This window comes from Bartonella sp. AA86SXKL (assembly GCF_042196885.1).
In genome coordinates this window covers 1-541 of the sequence record NZ_JBHIRE010000583.1, presented here as the reverse complement: position 1 = coordinate 541, position 541 = coordinate 1, and the positions used below count along the sequence as shown (strand labels likewise).

General features: G+C 41.0%; 1 pseudogene. It reads left to right on the top strand.

The features are described from left to right. A pseudogene (locus ACFIO5_RS13405) lies at positions 1-541 on the top strand (outer membrane protein assembly factor); the annotation flags it as partial.

The following is a 541-nucleotide window of genomic DNA, read 5'->3' as shown; positions in this document are numbered from 1 at the left end:
GGTCAGATTCTCGCGCAATTCTCTCTGCTCTTTATGCTGAGGGATACTATGGTGGTGTTATTAGTATTAAGATTAACGGTTTAGAAGCCGCTGATTTGAGTCCGGTGACTCAATTGCCAAAACAATCCAAGATTGTTATTACCATTGATGCCGGTCCACAATATGTTTTTAGTGTTGCAGGTATCGATAAAGTTGCTCCCTTCGTGAAAGATAAAAGCAATAAAATGCCCACAGTTGAAGAATTGGGTTATAAAGTTGGGTTTGTTGCTAAATCTGAAACTATTCTTAAAACAGAACAATGGGCGATTGAAGGATGGCGTCGACAAGGGTATGCGAAAGCTAAAGTTATCAAGAGTGAAGTTGTTGCGGATCACGTTGCGCGTCTCATTGATGCGCAGATTACTGTTGATCCTGGACGCCAAGCTTATTATGGTCCTTTAAGTGTGCGTAATGTTAGTAAAAAACCAGCTGTAGATTCAGCTTATATCGCATGGATGACAGGACTAAAGCTAGGTCAGAGATATGATTCTGAGGCTGTTAC